General features: G+C 70.1%; 17 protein-coding genes and 1 pseudogene. 3 read left to right on the plus strand and 15 right to left on the minus strand.

The window, feature by feature from the left end; all coding sequences use genetic code 11:
* Positions 1-34 precede the first annotated feature (34 nt).
* Positions 35-967: pseudogene (locus tag AC061S_RS33595) on the plus strand (TerC family protein); the annotation flags it as partial.
* 376 nt (positions 968-1343) lie between these two features.
* On the opposite strand, the gene AC061S_RS33600 reads toward AC061S_RS33595, so the two are convergent.
* The gene (locus AC061S_RS33600; RefSeq protein WP_478689659.1) at positions 1344-2675 is read right to left on the minus strand and encodes an outer membrane protein assembly factor BamB family protein; all 1332 of its coding nucleotides are present in this window, start codon (positions 2673-2675) and stop codon (positions 1344-1346) included.
* Between the two features lie 117 nt (positions 2676-2792).
* On the minus strand, positions 2793-3314 hold the full coding sequence (locus AC061S_RS33605; RefSeq protein ID WP_478689660.1) for an ATP-binding protein: 522 nt from the start codon (positions 3312-3314) through the stop codon (positions 2793-2795).
* 222 nt (positions 3315-3536) lie between these two features.
* On the opposite strand from AC061S_RS33605, the gene AC061S_RS33610 reads away from it, so the two are divergent.
* The gene (locus tag AC061S_RS33610) at positions 3537-4388 is read left to right on the plus strand and encodes a helix-turn-helix domain-containing protein (protein WP_478689661.1); all 852 of its coding nucleotides are present in this window, start codon (positions 3537-3539) and stop codon (positions 4386-4388) included.
* Between the two features lie 11 nt (positions 4389-4399).
* A complete protein-coding gene (locus AC061S_RS33615; protein ID WP_382977096.1) occupies positions 4400-4597 on the plus strand; it encodes a hypothetical protein in 198 nt (65 codons plus the stop codon).
* Positions 4598-4639: 42 nt separating this feature from the next.
* Here the strand turns inward: AC061S_RS33615 and AC061S_RS33620 are convergent, their stop codons facing one another.
* From AC061S_RS33620 to cpaB, 13 genes are all read right to left on the minus strand, one after another.
* Positions 4640-5275, minus strand: a complete 636-nt coding sequence (locus tag AC061S_RS33620; RefSeq protein WP_478689662.1) for an OmpA family protein — start codon at positions 5273-5275, stop codon at positions 4640-4642.
* Positions 5276-5279: 4 nt separating this feature from the next.
* Positions 5280-5867 carry a hypothetical protein gene (locus AC061S_RS33625; protein ID WP_478689663.1) on the minus strand — a complete coding sequence of 196 codons (588 nt, stop codon included), beginning with the start codon at positions 5865-5867 and terminating at the stop codon, positions 5280-5282.
* 30 nt (positions 5868-5897) lie between these two features.
* On the minus strand, positions 5898-6515 hold the full coding sequence (locus AC061S_RS33630; protein WP_478689664.1) for a pilus assembly protein TadG-related protein: 618 nt from the start codon (positions 6513-6515) through the stop codon (positions 5898-5900).
* 8 nt (positions 6516-6523) lie between these two features.
* Positions 6524-6724 carry a hypothetical protein gene (locus AC061S_RS33635; protein ID WP_478689665.1) on the minus strand — a complete coding sequence of 67 codons (201 nt, stop codon included), beginning with the start codon at positions 6722-6724 and terminating at the stop codon, positions 6524-6526.
* Between the two features lie 110 nt (positions 6725-6834).
* Positions 6835-7521, minus strand: coding sequence for a response regulator (locus tag AC061S_RS33640; protein WP_478689686.1), 687 nt, complete (start codon positions 7519-7521; stop codon positions 6835-6837).
* Positions 7521-8771, minus strand: coding sequence for a sensor histidine kinase (locus AC061S_RS33645; RefSeq protein WP_478689666.1), 1251 nt, complete (start codon positions 8769-8771; stop codon positions 7521-7523). The genes AC061S_RS33640 and AC061S_RS33645 overlap by 1 nt, the downstream gene beginning before the upstream one ends.
* A gap of 3 nt (positions 8772-8774) precedes the next feature.
* Positions 8775-9665 carry a DUF5936 domain-containing protein gene (locus AC061S_RS33650; RefSeq protein WP_478689687.1) on the minus strand — a complete coding sequence of 297 codons (891 nt, stop codon included), beginning with the start codon at positions 9663-9665 and terminating at the stop codon, positions 8775-8777.
* A gap of 13 nt (positions 9666-9678) precedes the next feature.
* Positions 9679-10617, minus strand: coding sequence for a type II secretion system F family protein (locus tag AC061S_RS33655; RefSeq protein ID WP_478689667.1), 939 nt, complete (start codon positions 10615-10617; stop codon positions 9679-9681).
* A complete protein-coding gene (locus AC061S_RS33660) occupies positions 10614-12011 on the minus strand; it encodes a CpaF family protein (protein ID WP_478689668.1) in 1398 nt (465 codons plus the stop codon). The genes AC061S_RS33655 and AC061S_RS33660 overlap by 4 nt, the downstream gene beginning before the upstream one ends.
* Before the next feature lie 7 nt (positions 12012-12018).
* Positions 12019-12396 (minus strand): TadE/TadG family type IV pilus assembly protein, encoded by a 378-nt coding sequence (locus AC061S_RS33665; protein WP_478689669.1) that lies wholly within the window; start codon positions 12394-12396, stop codon positions 12019-12021.
* Position 12397: 1 nt separating this feature from the next.
* Entirely contained in the window at positions 12398-12730 is a 333-nt protein-coding gene (locus AC061S_RS33670; protein WP_478689670.1) for a TadE/TadG family type IV pilus assembly protein, read from the minus strand.
* A gap of 78 nt (positions 12731-12808) precedes the next feature.
* Complete coding sequence (locus AC061S_RS33675) at positions 12809-14128, minus strand: CpaE/TadZ family protein (protein WP_478689671.1); 1320 nt, start codon at positions 14126-14128, stop codon at positions 12809-12811.
* A 7-nt stretch (positions 14129-14135) separates the two neighbouring features.
* A complete protein-coding gene (cpaB, locus tag AC061S_RS33680) occupies positions 14136-14840 on the minus strand; it encodes a Flp pilus assembly protein CpaB (protein WP_478689672.1) in 705 nt (234 codons plus the stop codon).
* Between the last annotated feature and the right edge of the window lie 42 nt (positions 14841-14882).

The following is a 14882-nucleotide window of genomic DNA, read 5'->3' on the forward strand; positions in this document are numbered from 1 at the left end:
AAATTTTACCCGGCCCCTAGTGAAGGTGCCCGGTGTGCTTGAGGTCCCGCTCTGGCTGTGGGGGGCGTTCGCCGCGACGGTGGTCGTGTCGCTGGCGGTGGACTTGCTGTCCCACCGCACCGCGCACGTCATCGGCTTCAAGGAGGCAGCCGCCTGGAGCGGCCTGTGGGTGAGCCTCGCCCTGATCTTCGGCGGGGTCGTCTTCCTCGTCCTCGGCACGACCGCCGGCACCGAGTACACGACGGCCTGGCTGCTGGAGAAGAGCCTGTCGGTCGACAACCTCTTCGTCTTCGCCGTGATCTTCGCGTATTTCAAGGTGCCCCGCGCCTACCAGCACCGTGTGCTGTTCTTCGGCGTCATCGGCGCGCTCGTCTTCCGCGGGATCTTCCTCTCCCTCGGCGTGGCCGTGGTCAGCCGCTTCACCGCGGTGCTGTTCGCCTTCGCGGCGGTGCTCTTCTACAGCACCTACAAGCTCCTCAAGGACGAGCAGGAGAGCTTCGACCCCGGCAAGAGCTTCGCCGTGCGGCTGCTCCGCAAGCTCATCCCCGTGCGGGACGAGTACGCCGGGGCGAAGTTCTTCGTCAAGGAGGCCGGCGTACGGATGGCGACCCCGCTGCTCGCGGTGGTCGCCGCGATCGAGGCCGCCGACCTGATCTTCGCCGTCGACAGTGTCCCTGCCGTCCTCGCGGTCAGCGACGATGCTTTCATCGTCTACACCAGCAACGCGTTCGCCATCCTCGGACTGCGGGCCCTCTACTTCATGCTCGCAGGGCTCCTGGACCGCTTCCACTACCTGAGCAAGGGCCTGGCGATCATTCTCGCCTTCATCGGCGTCAAGCTCATCCTCCAGGCGTCCCACAAGATGATCAGCCCCGGCGTCCCGGAAATCCCCTCACCGATCAGCCTCGCAGTCATCGTCGTCGTCCTGACGGGTTCCGTGGTGCTCAGCCTCAGAAGGCCCGTCCCGATAGGCGTTCTGGAACAGACGGAGGAACAGGGGGAGGAACAGGGGGAGGCGGGTGCGCCGGGGATCAGTCAACTTCCCGACGCGCCAGAACGGGCATATCGTAAAAAGATGGTCAAAATGAAGCGCAAACGCGAAGCGTACGTGTGTCCGACCTGCAAGAAGTCCGTGCCGGTCGCAGTCCACCGCCACAAGACCCTCGGCGTATTCGTTCCTCTGTGGGGCCCGGGCGCATGTCAAAACCGCGACTGTCCCGACTTCCGGCTGGACCCCCGCCGCGAGCACTCTCCGGACCAGTAACGAGGCGGGCGGCGACCCGACGCAAGGAGACGCCGTCCGCCACCGGCCCGACTGAGCCGTCAGCCGCTGTGCCGTCGCGTCATGCGCGCTCGTACGCCGTGTCACCGACGATGAGCAGATCCTCGTACTCGAAGGCCTCGCCCGACGGAGTCTTGCGGTAGTGGAAGCGGCGGACGTCGCGCTCCTTGCCGGTGGCGGCGTCGAGGAGGAACAGGTTCACGGCCGGGAACACCCCGAAGTCAAAGCGTTCGCCGATCGCGGTCAGCCTCCCGTCCTGGAGGTGGAAGACACTGACGTTGGCGTCGAGGCCGGTCTTCCATACCTGCCGTCCGGTGGTCAGGTCGAAGGCGAAGGCACTGTGCCGCGTGCCGACCTTCTTCACGTAGAGGCCGCCGAGGAGGTAGAGCCTGTTGCCGTCCACCACCTCGTGCGAGCCGTAGAGGGTGATGGTCGGGTTGGGCCGGCCGTCCTTGCCGAACGAGTAGTAGGCCCCGAGGCCATTCACGACCAGCGGGTCGGCGGAGACGACCTTCGCGCTGCCCAGGCCCCACGTGGCGGGCTCCCGGTCGCCGAGCGGGTGGGACCACAGGAGTGCGCCGGTGGCCGGGTTGAAAGCGGCCGCGTGCACTTCGGCGTCCCTGGGGATGATCCTGTCCTGGTCCTTCTCCTTGCCGCCGCAGGCGAGGAGCACGCCGATGTGGCGCACGGCCGGCATGGCCCGGGCGGGGATGCAGTCCGTCGGTACGGGAACCGCCCAGCGGGGCGTGCCGGTGCGTATATCGAGGGCGCGCAGTCCCTGGTGGGCGAGCACGGCGAGGCCACCGCCCGCGGTCACCGGACGATGGTCGGAGTCGATCGGGCGCCCGTCCCGGGGCGGCGCGGCAGGGACGGCGGTGCGCCAGAGCTCGCGGCCGTTCTTCATGTCGACCGCGGCGAGCGTGGTGCACAACTGCCCCTTGTCCGAGGCGGGCCGGTTCTCGTCGTCGCGTGTGACGACCATGACGGACTGGTCGACGTCGGCCGCGGCGGCACAGATCTTGGCGTTGCCCGGCGGCCGGTACTCCCAGACCTCTTTGCCGCTCCCGGCGTCGTAACCGGCCGCCGCGTTCAACCGGCTCTGCACCAACGTGTCGCCGACGAGCCAGTCCTCGTCCCCCATGTGGTCCTTCCAGTACCCGTCGCCCAGGTCGGAGGCCTTGATGGCGGGGGTCTTCCAGGCGACGTCCATCGAGTCGCCGGGGAACCGGCCCGCGACGAAGACGGATGCGACGGCGACGACGCAGACCAGAGCCGCGATCGCCCCGCCCCGAATCAGGATGCGACGGTTCCGGTCCCCGCGCGCGGACGCATCGTCGTTCGGCTCGTCGACGCTCGGCTCGGCGTCGTTCGACCGCGTCGTTTCCGTGGCCATGCTCGCTACTCCCCCCAAGCGTGACGCCGCCGGTCGGCAGACGGGGCGTCACGCGGCTCCCTCAGCGCGATGATCATAGACAAGGGTCGGCGGGCGACTGCTCCTCGCGTACGGATCTCACTCCGGCGCAGCCACTGACCCGGCCAGGTACCCGGCGGCCCCCGCCACGGGCAGGCTCGCCCAGGTCCGCGTACCACCCCCGGGCTCCCGGGACTCCCCGAAGCCCCACGCCCCGCCGCAGTCCCTGACGACGGCGGCCATCACCCGCAGGGCGGCCCTGCGGCGGGCCTCGCAGTGGGCGGCGAGGCGGGGGTGGGAGTGGGGCGGGTGCCCGTCGTAGACGGTGAGGCGCAGAGCCCCCTCGCGGTGGCGGAGGGCGAGGTACAGGCTCCGGCCGGGGTCCAAGTACCAGGCCGCCGCGATGAGTTCCCCGACCACCTGCACGGCGGCGGGCGCGACCCGGTCGAGCCGGTGGGCGTGCAGCACGGACCGTACGGTGCCGCGCGCGATCTGGGCGCTGTACGGCTCCCCGGGCACGGTCAGGCTGCACGACAGCCCGTCGGGGGAAGGGGGCGAGTCGGCCTCCGGCGGACAGGCATCGAAGCAGCCGGGGCTGGGGGGCATGAAGGGGCTGAGCATGACGGACTCCCTGTCGTGAGCTCGGTTGCTCTCGCGTTTGGTGGGGGCAGTGGCTCGTCGCCGAAGCCGAGGCCGAGGCATGCTGCGGCGATGCACTTCCAACTCCCTTGCGTGAGCGGTGCATTACTGAATGTAGCGCGAGCGGGCCTTTTTTGGCCCCCCGGGCGGGAGAAGTCAGCCGTTCGTGGCACGAGGGGCTGGCGACGCGTAAGACTGCACCCCATGACCGCGAGGACAGCTCCCACCGAGCGCCAGAAGCGACTGGGATACGAACTGCGCCGAATGCGCACGTCAGCAGGGATGTCGGCCGAGTTCGCTGCGAGCCTCCTGGCTGTGGACCGGGGCGCGATCTCCGCGATGGAGTCGGGCACACGCGCCATCTCGGCCGACCGGATCCGCACCCTGGCAGCCAACTGCCAGGTGGACGACGAGCGGTACATTGCCGGACTGGCGGACATGGCCCTACCCGCCGGCCCGCGATGGTGGGACCGCTACAGGGGTCAAGTACCGCAAGGCTTCCTGGACATCGCCGAGTTGGAGTCCCGCAGCATCCGCATGCGGGTTGCGTACCCGCACCACATGCCGGGGCTGCTCCAAACCTCGGACCACGCCCTCGCGGTGTTCCGCATGGTCATCCCCGCGCTCCCCGAGCACGAGATCGCCCTGCGGCTGGCACTGCGCGTCGAGCGCCAGAGCGTCCTGGACGGCGAGAACGCTCCCGCGTTCGTAGCCGTCGTGCATGAAGCCGCCCTGCGGTTGCGGTTCGGCAGTGCGGACGTCCTGCGGGCACAGCTGAACCACTTGATCCAGCGCTCCGAACAGGACAATGTGACCTTGCTCGTCCTCCCGTTCGAGGCGGGCGGCTTTCCGGGAGCAGGGCAAACGGTGCTCTACGCGGAAGGGCCGACGGCGCAACTCGACACCGTGCAGATCGACAACTCGCACGGGCCCGACTTCCTCCACGCCGAGACCCAACTCGCGAAGTACCGAGCTCATTTCGAGCTGATGGAGCAGATGGCGCTGTCTCCGGGGGCATCCCGGGACTTCATCCATTCCATCGCGAGCGAACTGTGAGAGGGGACATCGTGACCGACGTGACCTGGGAGGACCCCTTCTGCGGCGAGGGGAACTCCTGCTACCGGATCGGCGTGGACGGGGACGGCAACAGCTACATAGCCCTGTCCGGCCAGGAGGACACCTACCTCACAGACACCCGCGAGGCCCTGCAACAGCTCATCCGGGACATCAAGGCCGGCAAGGCCGACCACCTGCTGACGGACTGAACCCCGCCCCCGCCGGAGCGGGTGACGGGGTCAGGTCCGGCTCTACTTGACGCTGCGGGGGAAGGTGATCTCCACGCGGCGGTTCTTCTTCTGGCCTTCTTCGGTGCTGTTGTCGGCGATCGGATAGTCCTCGCTGTAGCCGCGTACGTCGTACGTGACACCGGAATTGGTCACCGTCTTCGCCAGCTCGGCCTGCACCGCGTCGGCGCGCTTCTTCGAGAGTTCCTTGCCGTGCTCGTAGCTTCCCTGGTCGTCGGTGAAGCCGAAGACCCGGACGTTGGTGGCCTTCTGGGTGTTGATCTCCTGCGCGATGGCCTGGATGCGGGCGGCGGCCTGGGCGTTGAAGACGGCACTGTCCTCGGGGAACATCACCTCGGACTGGAGCGCCATCATGACGGTCTGGTTCGTCTCCTGGCGCCGTTCCTCGCCGCCGAGGTCTTCGACGACCTCCACCATGTCCAGCACCTTGGAGGGTGCGAGCACGCCGCCCTGGGGGAGTTTCAGCCCCGGGGAATCGGGCCTGATGGGCGGGGGCGCGGAGGCGGAGGGTTCCGTACCTGGAGGTACGGACGGCGTGACATCGTCCGCGTGGGCAATGGTCGCGCCGATGAAGTGGGTCCCCGCGATGACGAGGCCGACGACGGCTGTGGCAGCTGTGGTGCGATGGCGTTTGGTCATGGGGTCACCCGGAGATTTTGATGGTGGCCGCGGCAAAGGTCGGCAGACCGAACACGACCTCGGTGGTGGTGGCCGGTGGTGCGGGGAACTGCGCGAAGAAGGGGACGCTTCCCCCACCCTCGATGATCTGGAGACCGGTAGTGCATGCACACCGTCCCTCTGTGTCACGCAGCACGAGGTAGCGCTTTTTGCCCACAGCATCGACCAAAGTTGCGCCGGCAACCGACCCGTGGCTGGCGGTCTTCTCTTCACCGCGCAAGGGTCCGAGGCTGGAGAAGATCGCGGAGCCTGCGTTCTTGATCTGACCGCTGACGGTGACGTACCCGTCCTGGTCGCGTACTGCCGAGTTGACCTCCAATGTGATGCCGGAAGGCCCTTGCGCGGTAGCGATTACTTCGAGAGGCCCCGAGCCCTTACTTACAGTGGGCGCAGGCTCCTGAGGGCTACTTCCCTGGGCCTGGGGAGTCTCGGACTTCGTCGGCTCCTTCGCCTTCTCGCCACCTCCGCCGCATCCGGCCACCGCGAGGGCCAAGACCGCCGCAACCGCAACGGCCGCTCCCCCACGGACCTTCGCCTTCTGCCGAATGCTCATGTACGCCGCTTCCTTGTCTCTCGTTCGATGTCAGTCGGTCAGTCGCACAGTGAAGAACTGCCTCGCGAGCTTGGTCAACGAACCTGGCGATGAGGGATCCACTGTGACCACCCCACGGCCCTTGCAGTTGATGCCGAACGGGCCGGGCGTTGCCCCACCACCTGGCGTCGACGTCGGGTTCGGACTGGGGGTGGTACCGGGCTGTAGGGCGCACCGAGGCTCGATCACAGCGGTTGCTGCGGCTTGGCCCTTCATGTTCTCGGTTCCATCGATGACCGTGTTCCCGATCGCGTCATCGGTCTCTGTGGTGACGGTAAACCTCAGGATGCCGACGCTGCATTCAGCACTCGCGCCGTTCGACTCGGCGAACTGCAGCGCCTTCGCGCAAGCCCCATCCGGGTCGAGCCGATCACCGTCAAGGATGTCCTCCCAGTCGGCGGGTGTGAGAGTGAGGAGATCCATGCCCACGAGCAGGTTGTCCCTTGTCTCCTGGGCAGCCGCGAGAGCCGCCGCGTCGGCGGCACCCTGCGCATTGCTGCGCGTGGCCCCCGCCATCCCGACGACGACGAAGGCCAAGGCGGCGAAGAGTAGGCAGGCCATCATCGCGGCGTAGAAGGGGAGAACCTGCCCCCGGTCACGCGCCCCCACTCCGGTACCTAGCCCGTGATCTTCTTCAAGACCGCTGTAATGGCACCCGAAATGTTGCCCGCGAGACCGGACGCAATGATCGCCGCGATGATCGCCGCGATGATCACGATGATCCCCAGGTACTCGAAGACCGTCTGCCCCTCGTCCCCACCCCGCCGCATCCGGTTCTTCCGTTCGACGATCGCCTTGAGCAGCTTGAGGTGCAGCATGGGAGTCCTCTCCAGAGCCGGCGCCGATATCGGTTCGCGGACGGTACGACGGCGCACCAGCAGTTGCAAAGGGTCCCGGGACCCAATTACGGACCCACTGCTCACTCCGTCTACCCATGGCCAGCCACCCCCGGACGGGCGGTTCCCAGCCAACGGGCTATCGCCTCGCTGCGGGTGGCGGTCTGGAGCTTCGCGAAGATCCGGTTGATGTGGTTCTTGACCGTCTTCTCGCTGATAAAGCAACTGGCTGCGATCTGCTGGTTACTCATGCCGGAAGCGATGAGATCCATGACCTCCTCCTCACGCGAACTCAGCCCGAACACAGCATGGTTGGGAAGACGCTCCGTCGACTGTCCCACAGTTCGTTGCTGATGCGAAGAGGTCCGCAGTTCCGCGAGCACCGCGCTCGCCGCCGTCGGGCTGAAATGCGCCCGCCCCGCGCGCACGTCGCGGACGGCCGCCACGAGGTGATCCGGCGTGAATTCGCCGTGCACCAAGTAGCCACCCGCACCCAGCAGCAGCGCCTCCCGGACGATCTCCGACTCCTGGCTGTACGTCAGCATCAGCACCGGTGCGAGCTGCACGAGGTGCGGCAGGGCCGAGATGCCGTCCACCCCGGGCATCCGGACGTCCAGCAGGATGACATCGGGGGTGTGCAGCCGGGTCAGGTGGAGTGCCTCGCGGCCGTCCGCCGCCTCCGCCGCCACCTGGATGCCCTCGGCGGTGCCCAGGAGGGCCGCCAGGCCGGCCCGTACGACCGGGTTGTCGTCGGCGATGAGCACGCGCAGCGGCGCCATCACGCACCACTCCCCGCAGCGAGGGCCGCCAGCGGCAGGGTCAGGCGGACCTGGGTCCCCGACCGCCCACCGGCCCGGGCCCCTATGTGGAGGCGGGCGCCGATCGCGGACGCGCGTTCCGTCATGCCCAGCAGGCCGAAGCGGCCCGCACCGGCCAACGCAGGGACGTCGATGCCGCCCGGGAGGCCCCGGCCGTCGTCCTCGATCACCAGCAACAGGTCAGACGCGGCGACGGCCGCCTCGACCGTGATCCGCGCCGCCCCCGCATGCCGCCGGGCGTTCTCCAGTGCCTCCCCCGCCACCGCCAGCAAGTGCCGGGCCACCGGGGAGGGCACCACCGGGAGGGTGCCGGTCACGCGCAGCTCGGCGAAGTCGATCTCGGTGTCGGGGCCGATCCGGGCCCGGAGTTCGGCGGCCAGGGAGACCCCCGGCGCGTCCGGGTCCCGGCGCAGGTCGGCCAGTACGTCCCGGGACTCCGCGGCCGCGCGGCGGGCCGCGCCGGACACCAGGGCGGCCTGGCGGCGGAGGGTCGCCGGGTCGGTGGTGCGGGTCATGGAGTCGGCGGCGAGGGCGAGGCCGTGCAGGGTCTTCGCGACGGAGTCGTGCAGCTCGCGGGCCAGTTGGTCCCGTTCGGCCTGCACCGCCTCCGCCACCGCGACGCGGGCGCGGGTCTCCAGCAGGGCCTGGCCGGCCGTACCGAAGCGGAGGAGCAGGCCGCGCAGGCTTGCCCCGGCCGCGCCCGCCAGGACGCAGAGCACGGCCAGCGTCAGCGCCTCGGCGAGGACCACCACCACGGCCGCCTGGACCACCGCGTAGACCGCCGCGCCGGGCCGGCCGTAGACGATCCCGGCGAGCAGCGGAGTGCACACCGAGGCGAGGAGGAGCGGGGAGCCGGGGGTGGCCGTCAGGAGGAGCAGTCCGCTGAAGAAGGCCCAGTCGACCGCCAGCGGCCAGCGGTGGCGCAGGAGCAGCGGTCCGAAGCGCTCCCAGTCGCGGAACAGGACGTAGGACAGCAGGAAGGTGAGCAGGACCGCGCCGCCCGCCAGGTGCGTCGGCGCCCCGGGCGCCGTGCGGCTCAGCACCACCGGCGTCCCGAGGGCGATCATCACGAGGCGGAAGGCGAAGACCTGGCGGCACAGCGCCTGCAGGGCGTTGGCCTGGAGGGCGATCGGCAGTTGCACCGCGGGGCGGGCGGACGGACGGTCGCGTGCGGCGGCGGCGAACGCCGTGCCGTCGAGCGAGGCGGTCATGGCTCAGCCGCCCCCGAACATGGCGCCGAAGTCGACGTCGGCTCCGTACACGAACCCGCCGATCAGGAGGATCATGGTCCCGGGGAGCATGAACATCGTGACGACGAAGGTGGCCTTCGGGACGGCCTTGGCGGCGCGGCGGCGGGCGTTCTGGGCGTCCGTGCGCCGCATGTCCTCGGCGATGGCGATCAGGGTGTCCACGATCGGGGAGCCCAGTTCCTCGCCCTGCTGGAGGGCGGTGACGAACTGTGCGACCTGCTCGGAGTCGTTGCGGCGGCGCAGCTCGTCGAAGGCCTGGCGGCGGCTGACGCCCATGGTCATCTGCTGGAGGGTGATCCGGATCTCGTCGGACCACGGGCCCGCGTACTTGTCCGCCACCCGTTCCAGCGCGGGCCGGAAGCCGAGCCCGGCGCTGACGACCACCGCGAGGACGTCCAGGAAGTCCGGCAGGGTCCGGTCGATGTGGTCGCGGCGGATCCGGATCGCCGACCAGAGTCCGGCCTCGATCCAGAACAGGCCGAAGGCCACCATCAGCAGCGCCAGGATCAGCTGGCCGTTGATCAGCATGGCGAAGGCCCCGACGCCGCCGAGGAAGGCGTACACGGCGCGGCGGGCGGCGTAGCGGTCGATCGTCAGGCCGGACGGGTTGCCCGCCGTGTCGATCTGGCGGCGTTTGCGCGCCACCCGGTCCGGGCCCATCAGGCGCAGTATCAGCGGGGCGTAGCGGATGCCGATGCGGTCGATGAGCGAGCCGACGGCCGTCGTGCGGGTGGCGCCGACCTCCAGGGCGAGCATCAGGTCGGACGGGAGTTTGGTGTCGGCGCGGTAGAGCCGGATGCCGTGGAACACGCCGAAGACCGACAGGCCCACGGCGAGGGCCAGGAGCAGCGCGATCATGCGGACCTCCTCATACGTCGATCTTGGACAGGCGGCGGATGGCGAGGAATCCGAGCGCGAAGAGGCCCAGGGCGATGAGGACGGCGGTCTGTCCGATGACGGAACCCGTCATCCGGTCCAGCGCGCCCGGCATCATCGCGTCCACCAGCAGGAGCGAGCCGACGCCCATCACCGGCACCAGGTACGCCGTGGCCGTGACCTGGGACAGCTGGGTACGGACCTCTCGACGGGTCTCCTTGCGCTGCTCCAGCGTCACCGTCAGGTTGCGCAGGCTGCCGACGATCGCACCGCCCGCGCGGGCGGACAGGACGAGGGTGGAGACCAGGACGACCAACTCCCGTGAGGGCAGCCGCTCTTCGATCTCACCCAGGGCCTCCTCGATGGAGTGGCCCACCGCGAGCCGGGCGGCCACCCGGGCCAGTTCCTCGCCGGCCGGTGCCTCCAGCTCCTCGGCCGCCATGCCGATGGCCGTACGCAGGGCCAGGCCGGCCTGGGTGGCGTTGGCGAGGATCCGGGCCAGGTCGGGGAGCTGGTTGATGAACCGCTCGGTGCGGCGGGCCCGCTGCCAGTTGAGGAAGGCGTTGGCGCCCCACAGGGCGATCAGGCCGGCCACGGGACCGAAGAAGGGGGCCAGGAAGGAGGCCGAGACCAGCCAGATCCCGGCGACCGTGGCCAGCATGTAGACGAAGTACTCGCCGACGGTGAGGTCCAGGCCGGTCACCGCGAGCTTGCGCTCGATGCCGCGGCCCAGCTTGGTCGTGCGCAGGCGCCGGTCCACGCCCGGGAAGCGGCGCCTGCGCCCGAGGGGCGCGGGGAGGCCGGTCGCCGAGAGGCGCTCGATGAGCGCGGCGCGCTGGGCGCGGCCGGCGGCGTACGCGTGGAGGCCGGCGACCACCAGGACGCAGGCCAGCAGCGTGGCGCCGAGGGTGAGGAGGATCAGTGGGTTCACAGAGCAGTCCGGGTGATGCGGGCGGGGAGGGGGCCGGTGAGCGGGCCGGTGAGCGGATCGGTGAGCGGATCGGTGAGCGGGTCGGCCGCCGTCGGCTCGACCCCGAAGGCCTGCGGGATCGGCTGGTTGTTCATGTAGAGGCGGTCCGCGAGCCACCGGGGCAGCGGGTAGTACTCGAAGCGGCCGTGGACGCGGCCGTCGGGGCCCATGGGCATCGCCGCGAAGCGGCAGACCGTCGTGATGCGGAACGGCTCGCGGCCGTGCGAGTCGAGGAGGGAGATCTCGGTGATGCGGCGCGTGCCGTCGCCGAAGCGGGTGAGCTGGACGATGACGTGGACGGCGCTGTTGATCTGGTCCTGGAGCGCCTCGAAGGGGATCTCCACCTCGGACATCGAGGCGAGGGTCTGCAGGCGCATCAGGGCGTCGACGGAACTGTTCGCGTGCACGGTGGCGAGCGAGCCGTCGTGGCCGGTGGACATCGCCTGGAGCATGTCGAGCGTCTCGCCGCCGCGGACCTCGCCGACGATGATGCGGTCGGGGCGCATGCGCAGGGAGTTGCGGACCAGGTCGCGGATGGTGATCTCGCCCTTGCCCTCCACGTTGGCCGGGCGGGATTCGAGACGGATGACGTGCGCCTGCTGGAGCTGGAGCTCGGCGGAGTCCTCGATGGTGATGATGCGCTCGCCCTCCGGGATCAGGCCGGAGAGGGCGTTGAGGAGGGTGGTCTTGCCGGTGCCGGTGGCGCCCGAGACGATCACGTTCAGCTTGGCCGCGACCAGGCCCGACAGCAGGAGGACCATCTGCTCGTCGAGGGAGCCGACGCCGACCATCTCGTGGAGGGTGAAGGCCCGGGGGAAGCGGCGGATCGTGAGGGTGGCGCCGGTCAGGGAGAGCGGCGGGATGATCACGTTGACGCGCTCGCCGCTGGGCAGGCGGGCGTCGACCATCGGATTGGCCTCGTCCACGCGGCGGTTGACCGTGGAGACGATGCGCTCGATGGTCTGCATCAGCTGCTCGTGCGAGGCGAAGCGGAGCGGGAGCTGCTCCACGCGGCCGGAGCGCTCCACGAAGATCTGGTCGGGGCCGTTGACCATGATCTCGGAGATGGTCGGGTCTTCGAGGAGCGGTTCGAGCACGCCGAGGCCGAGGGCCTCGTCCACGACGCGGCGGATGAGCTGGGCGCGCTCTGCGGTGGAGAGGACCGGTCCCTCGCGGCTGATGATGTGGCCGAGTACGCGCTCCAGGCGCGCGCGGCGCTCGGCGGGCGCGAGCGCGGACATCTCGGCGAGGTCGATCTCCTCCAGGAGCTTGGCGCGGTACGAGGAGACCAGGCGGCCGTCCTCGCGGGGGTTGTGGCGGTCGTCGGGGGTGTTCACCCTGGAACGCAGGCTCATGGTCCGGTCAACTCCGGTCGTTGGGCATGACGGCGGTCCGGGTGACGGTGCGGGAGTCGATTCCGGGCACGACCGAGTTGATCGTGAGCCTCACCGTCACCGTGATCGCGTCCGGAGTGACGTCCGGGTCAGGGATGTCCGCTCCCGCTGCGAGGCTCGGTCTGATCGCCGCCAAGCCCGCCGCCCGCCCCTCGCCCGGATAGCGCGCTTCCACGCGCGCCGCCGTACGGGCGGCCGTCTCGGCCTGCTGCGTCACGTACGCGGTCCAGCCGAGCTGGATCCCGCCGAGTCCGACGATGAGCAGGAAGGGCAGGAACCCGATGTACTCCAGGGCGACTTGGCCCCGGTCGCGATCAGCGTTGCGGATTGTGCGCAGCCGGTTCATCTCAGTCCTCCTGCTCGTTCGGGGAGCCGCCGTGGCCTTCGATGGGGACACCGATGTCGAAGCCCGGGAAAAGAAGCGGAAGGTTGAGGGTGACCCTGGCCTTGTAGAGGTTCCCCGACGGCGTGCAGGTCACGGCGACGTCCTCCCAGCCGCCGGAGATGTGCTCCAGCCCGGCCGTCTCGCACGCCGCGGCGCCGTGCACCGCCCCCACCCGGGCCGCCTCGTCCGCGGCGTTGCCGACCAGGGAGTACGCGTACCCGATGAGCACGCACTCCCACACCGCCACCACCACGAGCAGGATGTACGGGAGCATGCCGACGAACTCGATCGCCACCTGCCCCTGATCACCGCGGCTCCGAATCCGGCCCCGAATCCGGCCCCGCACCTGGTCCCGTCTCCGCCCGGACACCCCTCAGCCCTCCCGCCCGCGCCGCAGCCACGGCCCGAGCGCTCCGCGGTCGCCCCGGTCGCCGCCGCGCAGCCGGGCCACCGGGCCGGATCCCCGTACGGCCAGGGCTGCGCCGGGCTCGGCGGACGGAGCGCCGGCGGGTTCCGCGTCGGGGGCGGCCAGCAGTCCCAGTTCGCCCGCCACCGTCCACAGGGCCTGCTTGACCGTCGAGCGGTTGTCGAGGTCCTGGACCCGGCCCGCGTCGACGACGGCCTGGAGTTCCTTGAAGGCGGCCGGCACGGGGGTGCGTACCGCCCGGGTCTTGGTGATCTTCTCTATCAGGGCGGGCTGGATCTCGGTCTGCTTGGACCATCGGTTGACGACCATGGTCGTCTCCTCCGCCTTCCTGACCTGGAGTCGCTCCCACATCCGGACCATCCGCTTGGCCGCCCGTACCGCGACCACGTCGGGGGTGGTGACCAGGACGGCCACGTCCGCGAGTTCCACGGCCGCGGCGTTGGCGCCGGTCACCTGGGTGCCGCAGTCGATGACGACCAGCTCGTAGCGGGCGCGCAGGGCGGCGATCACGTGCCGGGCGGCGCGGTCGTCGACCTCCTCGCCCCGTTCGCCGTCCGCCGGGGCCAGGAGCAGCGCCAGGCCGGTGCGGTCGTCGTAGACGGCGTCCTGGAGGACGCGCGCGGAGATGTCCTGGATGCCGGCGAGGTCGGCGATGGAGCGGCGGAACTGCACGTCGAGGTACGAGCCGATGTCGCCGGCCTGGAGGTCCAGGTCGACCAGGGCCGTACGGCGGCCGGCGGCCACCGCGGCCAGCGCGAACTGCACGGCCGCGAAGGTGGCGCCGACCCCGCCCTTGGCCCCGGTGACCGTGACGACCTTGCCGCCCGGGCCGCTGGGCAGCTCCGGGCCCCGGCCCAGGTGGCGGCGTACGCCCACGGACCACTGGGCGGCGGCCTGGACGCGGGCGGCGAGCTCCTCGTAGGCGAGGGGCAGGCCGATCAGGCCGCGGGCACCGGAGTCCATGGCGGCGGAGAACAGCGCGGGGCTCGCGTCGGAGGTGAGGAGGACGACGCCGACGGCCGGGAAGCGCAGGGCGACCTCGCGGATGAGGTCCAGGGCGGGGAGCGGACCGATCCGCTCGTGTACGAGGACCACCTCGGGCAGCTCGTCGATCGACTCGGTGGCCAGCCGGGCGAGCAGGTCGAGGAGGAAGGTGGAGTCGGGGACGGGGGCGGCCGGCTCGGCGCCCGGGAGCTGGCTGAGCAGGGTGGCGATGACGCGGGCGGCCTCGGGGTCGCCGACCGCGGGGAGGATGCGGGTGGTCATCGGCGCCTCACTTGTCCCCTTCGAGAGTGTAGAAGCGGTCGCCCGGGTTGGGCGCGGAGTCGGTGCCGGGTGCCACCAGGGCCAGGCGTACGTGCACCGCGAAGGACTCGGCGTAGGCGACGCGCTGGCTGTCCTTGCCGGACAGGGCGAAGGTGATCGGGACCGCCTCGGCGGCGCCCTTCTTCTCGCTGTCCTTGGGGTCGAGCGGGGTGAGCTTGCCGACGTTGATGACGCGGGCGTTGGCCACCATGACCACGGACTGGTCGGGGCCGTCCTGCTTCTTGCTCTTGAAGGTGCCGATGATGTTGACCTTGGCGCCGGGGGTGATCTTGCCCGCGACGCCCGTCGAGGCGTCGATCATGATGGCCATCTCCTGCTCCCCGGCCTGGAGCTTCGGCTTGTCGACGAACATGTCGCTCTGGAGGAGCGAGCCCTTCTTCAGGGCGGTGAGCGCCAGCTTGTCCTTGAGCGCGTCCAGGTCGGTGACGGCGGTCTCGGAGAGCCACCGCTTCGGGACCGTGACCTGCTCGAACTGGCCGGCCGCCAGGGGGGTGTACGGGGCTATGTCGCCCTTCACCCGGTAGGCAACGACCTCGTTGCCTACCTTGGAGTTGACGTCACCCATCACCACGAGGACTCCGCCGAAGGCGGCGAGGGCGCACAGGACCGACAGGAGCAGCAGGATGACGCCGCGGCGCTGGCGTGAGTTCATCGCCTTCTTCTTTCGTGGACACTCCCCGCTTCGGCTGGGAGA

This window comes from Streptomyces sp. CA189, assembly GCF_056428985.1.